The organism is Pedomonas sp., from assembly GCF_036515995.1.
GTDB lineage: Bacteria > Pseudomonadota > Alphaproteobacteria > Sphingomonadales > Sphingomonadaceae > Pedomonas.
Genome location: NZ_DATBUP010000062.1, coordinates 1 through 6,130 on the forward strand (window position 1 = coordinate 1; position 6,130 = coordinate 6,130).

Here is a 6,130-nt window from a genome sequence, read left to right on the forward strand (position 1 = left end):
CCTCAGATACCCCTGCACGCCGCCCGTCGACCTGGTTTGCAGGCGCGGGCGGCATCGCCTCGCGCTGATCGCCCGCGCGAGCCCGCCGGTAGAGGACGCCGCTTGACGTCACGAGCGTTTGATACGGCGCATGCGACCAGAGCGGAGGATCCGACGGGCCCGTCAGCAGCCAGCCGCCCTCGGCCAGACAGTCGAACAGGCGCTGCGCCACGGCCCTTGTCGTTGCCTCATCCAGATAGATCAGCACATTGCGGCAGAGAATAAGATCCATCCGGGTGAGGCCATCCCTGGGAAGTGGCCTGAAGTCGGATGCAAGGTTCAGGTAGCGGAACCGAACGCGCGCGCGGATGCGGTCGGCCATGCTATAGCGCTCTCCCTTTTTCAGGAAATAACGCGCCGCCAGCGGCCCGGCATCCTGCCCCCGCAGGGACCAGGGGCCGTAGACGGCGGCGCGCGCCTTCTCCAGCGCGCTTTCAGAAATATCCGTTGCCAGAATGTCGGCCCGCGCCGCCATGCCCTCTTCTTCCAGAAGAATGGCAAGCGAATAGGCTTCCTCGCCCGTGGCGCATCCCGCGCTCCAGAGGCGCAGCAGCGCATCCGGTGCCCGCTCTTCCTGCAAGGCAGGCAGGATTGTCTTTCGGATCAGCGCAAAGAGATCCGGGTCGCGAAAGAAGTAGGTCTCGCCGACCGTGAATTCATCAATGACCGTCTGCAGGACTGTGCTATTGGTCCGCAGCAGATCCAGCATCATCAAGGGGCCGTGCAGCCCTTGTGCCGCCATGACCTGATACAGCCGGGTCTCGGCTCCTTTGCGCTTCTCAGGCGGCACAAACAGCCCGAAGCGCGCCTGCAGGTAGTCGATCACGCCCTCCATGTGGGCACTCGCAGGGCCAGGGGTCATCAAGCCTCCCCTGCCTGCGCCAATGCATCACCTAGCGCTTCGCTTTCCATCGCCGTGAGAAAGCTCGCCATGGCGGTGATCACGACAAGCCCGCGCTCCAGTTTGGCGATCCCTGAAATACCACCGGCCACTTCAACCACCGACTGGATGACCTGCAGGTCCTCTGGCGAGACGGATGTCAACCCGTTGACCCGATCGACACGCAGGGCCGCTGTCCTGTCACCGGCCTGAACGATGAGCAGATGGTCCGTCATTCGCAACGGTGCAGGCGGCAAACTGAAGCGCATGCGCAGATCAAAGACCGGCACGACATCACCCCGCAGGTTGATGATGCCCTCCACGCACGCGGGTGCTCGCGCCAGCGGGGTGATCGTAACGGCGCGCGTGGCCTCGACCATGTCCTCCAGCCAAAGCCCGAACATCTGGGCATCAAGGCTGAAGGTGACAAGCTTACGCATCAAGACATCCTGCGCACTCAAGCGACCAATTATTAATTAAAGAATATTAGTCGATTGAGCGGGAAGGCAAGGCCACGGCAGGCAGGCGCAGAAAAAGCCCTGAGCATGCGAGCCATCCCGGCCCGGCCGGCCCGCCGGCGTTCATGATCCTTCCCTGACTGTCCGGATGCACGCAGGGTAACGCCGCCAGTCCGGCGTCGTCAGTCCAGACGGCAACGGCGTGGCATTTGAGCTCAAGAGCGGATGCACCCTTGCTCGTCCTCACCGGCCATCACCGCAGGAGCTTGTTGACGAGCGCAATGAGTTCGCCCTCGCGGCGAACCCCGGTCTTGCGAAAGATCGTCTTGAACTGGGAATTGACGGTCTCGGCAGAGGCACCGCGCTGCTGTGCGATCTCGTCCCGGGACTGGCCGCGCGCGGCCCGGATCGCAACGTCTGCCTCGGCATTGGTCAGCCCCAGCGCATCCGAGAGGAGAGCGCTGTGATCGGGCGCCAGATCCTGCGGCATCCGGATCGTGACGAGCGCGCGTGGCTCAAACCCAAAACTCCAGTCCCGCCTGGGCAAGGCAAAGATCTCGCACAGGTGGAAGCTCTCCTGGGTGTAATCCTCCCCGAGCCAAAACCGCTGCGGAAGGGCGGGTCGCTCGCTGCTCAGAACCGTGGCGAGCGCATTTTGAAAAACCCGATCCTCTTGCGGCCTTGATGCCGACAAGCGCCCTGCAATGAGGCGCAGGCTGCCATGATCCCTCAGCCAGCCCTCAGCCATGGCCGTCAATGCCGCGACCCGTCCTGTGCCATCGCATACAAATGCCGCCGTGCCCACCGCCTCCAGCGAGCCGCTGACCAGCTGTGCGCCCTGGTTATCCAGCGCACGCTGCATCTGAATTGCAGAGAGCACATGTGGCGCAGCGGCGCTGAAAACGGCGCGCTCGTCTTCGTTGGTTGGCCCGTCGGCTTCGGACCGCAGGGCAGCCAGCCCGATGAACATGCCCTGATTTTGCAGCAGCACCGTCTGACAGCCGTACACCGCTTCATAGCGCGCGGCAAAGTCGTCGTAGATATTGGACCTTTTCATGCCCTGCCGGGCACGGGCGTAATCGACCTCACTGCTGATCTCAAGCGGCGCCCGGGTGGCAGCGACCCGCCAGTTGATGGCCGGGTCGCCACCGCCGATGCGCACAAACCCTTCGATGAAGCCGTCGATCACGTCGCTCGTCCAGTTGAAGGGAATGGCATGCGGGCCGCCGATGCCTAAAAGCTGCATACGCGAGGAGCGAGTCTGACGCGCCAATTCCTTGAGGGCAATATCCCAGCCCGCGGGCTCAAATGGCGCGGCGGCAAAGGCCCGGACCGCCAGCGTCTCTGCCTGATCAGTCGCCATGTCGCACCTCACCTACGCAGCGTTTCTCCTCCGGCGCTTACAGATCAGAGATTAAAATATTATGATTAAAATAATAGCATTTTTTGCTCTGCGTACCATGATCCTGGGATGAAACCCTGTCCGTCCCACAGTAGCGCTTGCCGGTGCAGCGGGGCGCAAAACCTGGCCGAGCTGGCCTGCGCCCCTTCATAACAGGGGGCAACTACTGTGAAAAATCCGACACGCAAACGCTATCTTCACTCAACCGCGCTCGTTGCAATGACCCAGCTCATGCTGATCCCGGCGGCACAGGCGACGGACTATGGCCTCCATCATCCGGATGGCAGCCATCTCATTTTGAATGTGGCAGCGGGTCAGAGCTACACGGGCAACCTGACCGGGATCCTCGCCGAGTTCGGCCGGGCGAGCATCACCAATGCCGGCACCATTCGCGGCAATGGCGGCTCGGACAGCGCAACGTCGCTGCCCGATTCCGGCATTATCCTTGGCCAGGCCAACTCCAGTGTCGTCAACAACGGGATCATTTCCGGCGCGAACACAGGCATTACAACCATCTATGCCTGGGATGGAGTTGCAGGGGCTCACCTCGGCAAGGCCCGCAATACGCTCGTCGAGAACACCGGCTCCATCATTGGCGACCAGAACGACGGTGTCCGGCTGATCGGCGGCGGCACGGTCACCAACAGCGGCACCATCGAAGGCCGCACCAGTCCCTGGGCCGACGGTATCTCGATCTACGCCTTTGCCGATCAGGACACGACGGGCCAGACCTCGCTTGCCACGGTGGCCAACGCCGCCGGCGGCACCATTGCCGGCGCACGCTTCGGCCTGGCTCTTTCGGTGGGCGCGGCGGTCGAGAACGACGGCACGATCACCGGCGACGTGGGCGGCGTCATGATCCAGTCGGATCCTGACCAGCCGCACCTGAGCGCCACCGTCGCCAATCGCGCAACCATCTCAGGGGGCGATGGCCTCTGGTTCGGCGGCTACCTCGCCTCCGCCGCGGTGACCAACTCCGGCACCATCGAGGGTACCGGCAATGCCGGCATCTTCCATGGCACCACCTCCACACTCACGCTGACCAATGCGACGGATGGCGTCATCACCGGCGCTCTGTCGGGCGTGATGGCAGAGTACGGTGCCGTGGTCATCGACAATGCCGGCACCATCCGCGGCAACGGCACGTCCGACAGCGCAACATCCCTGCCGGACGGCGGCATCGTGCTTGCCCAGCCGGGCTCGAAAATCGTCAACAGCGGGACGATCTCCGGCGCCAACGTCGGGATCACGACGATCTCGGCCTGGGACGATGATGCAGGCGCGCCTGTGGGCAAGGCCCGCAATACGCTCGTTGAGAACACCGGCTCCATTATCGGCGACCAGAACGACGGTGTCCGACTGATCGGCGGCGGCACGGTCACCAACAGCGGCACCATCGAAGGCCGCGCCAGCCCCTGGGCCGACGGCATCTCGATCTACGCCTTTGCCGATCAGGACACGACGGGCCAGACCTCGCTTGCCACCGTGGCCAACGCCGCCGGCGGCACCATTGCCGGCGCACGCTTCGGCCTGGCCCTGTCAGCAGGCGGCAACATCGAGAACGACGGCACGATTACCGGCGACGTGGGCGGCCTTTTTATTCAGTCTGAAAGTCGCCAGCCGGACATGGTCGGCACCGTGACCAACCGCGGGACCATTATGGGCGGCGATGGTGTTCAGTTCATCGGCTATCTGAAATCCGCCGACCTGATCAACACCGGGGTCATCACCGGCACCAGCGGTGCGGCGGTGTTCTCCATTACCCAGACGACATTGACAAATGCAGGCACGCTGCAGGGCGCAGGCGGTACGGCCGTTGCCCTGGGCGAGTTTGACGACACGGTGATCCTCAAGACCGGCTCAAAGGTCATCGGCATTCTCGATGCTGGCGCTGGAGACGATCTCCTCCGCCTCTCGGGCACTGTCGATGCAGCCACCGCCAGCCAGACGCTGACGCGGGCGGATGGCTTTGAGACCCTGCATGTGGCAAGCGGCTACTGGTCAACCGAGGGATGGGTTGGCGCGTTTGACGGTGTCTCGATCGATGCAGGCGCCACCTTGCGCGTCAATCAGGCCAACCTTGAGGACGGCGCCTGGAGCCCGATCCATACCAACCAGGTGGTGAACCACGGCCTGCTTGTGTTCAACATCGATGACGTGGAAGCGTTCGATGGGGCCGAAAGCCTCGTTATCAGCGGCGCTGGCACCGTGCGGCTGGACGGCGAGGCCATCCTCCATGTCGCCAACAGCAATATTCGCCACACCGGGGGCACGGAAATCGTCAACGGCGGCATCGTTCTGACCGGCTCACTGGCAGGCGATGTGACAACCAGCAATGATGGCGTCTTTGTTATCGGCGATGGCGGCACGGACGGCATCTTCACCGGCAACCTCATCAACAATGGCCAGTTCGTCTTTAACCGGACCGATGACTACGATTTTCTGGGTAACTTCTCCGGCAGCGGCAGCTTTGAGAAGCGCGGCGCCGGCACCCTCACCTTTGCCGGCGGTTACAACTTTACCGGCGTCACCCGCATTCTCGACGGCTTTGTAAAATTTGCCGGAGAAATGGACCCGGGCACCCAGCTTGACGTGGGCAGCGGGGCACTTGACCTCAGCGGTGGCCAGCATACGGTGGCCGGGCTTGCCGGCACCGGCGGCAGCATCAACATCGACAATGGTGCGCTCACGGTCAATCAGGCGAGCAACACGGAATTTGCGGGTGCCATTGCAGGCAGCGGCGGATTCAACAAGACCGGCAGCGGTCGTCTCAACTTGACCGGCACGAGCACCTACAGCGGACCAACGACGGTCAGCGACGGCACCCTCTCGGTCAACGGTTCGGTTGCCTCGACCGTCACGGTCGAGGGCGGCGCGCTTGGCGGCAACGGCACGGTCGGCGGCATTATTGCGGCCACAGGCGGCACGGTTGCGCCGGGCAATTCCATCGGTCACCTGCGGGTTGCCGGCAACGTCGCATTCACCGACGGCTCCGTCTATGCGGTCGAGGCAACGGCCGACGGCGAGGCCGACCGCATCACCGCAACCGGCTCGGCAACGATCAATGGCGGCACCCTCAGCGTCCTGGCGGCCGAGGGCCGATATGCGGCCCGCACGGGCTATACGGTCCTCATCGCAGAGAATGGCATTACAGGCACCTTCAGCGAGGTCACATCCAACCTGGCGTTTCTCACGTCGGTCCTCTCCTATAGCAACACGTCGGTCACGCTCGATCTGCTGCGCAACGACATCAGCTTTGCAAGTCTTGCGGCCACAGCCAACCAGCGCCAGAGTGCTGCTGCCGTCCAGGCGCTGGGTGCAGGCAACAGCCTGTTCGAGGCGGTTCTGGTG

The 6,130-nt window shown here is 63.4% G+C and carries 4 protein-coding genes; 1 reads left to right on the forward strand and 3 read right to left on the reverse strand.

Annotated features, from left to right (window positions below):
- The 3 genes from VIG90_RS04930 to VIG90_RS04940 all read right to left on the reverse strand — a co-directional run.
- The coding region (locus VIG90_RS04930; protein WP_331592342.1) for a protein-glutamate O-methyltransferase CheR at nucleotides 1-901 on the reverse strand (901 nt) is incomplete at its 3' end.
- Nucleotides 901-1,359, reverse strand: coding sequence for a chemotaxis protein CheW (locus tag VIG90_RS04935; protein WP_331592343.1), 459 nt, complete (start codon nucleotides 1,357-1,359; stop codon nucleotides 901-903). The genes VIG90_RS04930 and VIG90_RS04935, both read right to left, overlap by 1 nt.
- A gap of 271 nt (nucleotides 1,360-1,630) precedes the next feature.
- Nucleotides 1,631-2,740 carry a helix-turn-helix transcriptional regulator gene (locus VIG90_RS04940; RefSeq protein WP_331592344.1) on the reverse strand — a complete coding sequence of 370 codons (1,110 nt, stop codon included), beginning with the start codon at nucleotides 2,738-2,740 and terminating at the stop codon, nucleotides 1,631-1,633.
- 207 nt (nucleotides 2,741-2,947) lie between these two features.
- On the opposite strand from VIG90_RS04940, the gene VIG90_RS04945 reads away from it, so the two are divergent.
- A partial coding sequence (locus VIG90_RS04945; protein ID WP_331592345.1) for a beta strand repeat-containing protein occupies nucleotides 2,948-6,130 on the forward strand: 3,183 nt, incomplete at its 3' end.

Coding starts and splice junctions, on each gene's coding strand:
- VIG90_RS04935 (WP_331592343.1), bottom strand. CDS start 1,359: ATGCGTAAGCTTGTCACCTTCAGCCTTGATGCCCAGATGTTCGGGCTT.
- VIG90_RS04940 (WP_331592344.1), bottom strand. CDS start 2,740: ATGGCGACTGATCAGGCAGAGACGCTGGCGGTCCGGGCCTTTGCCGCC.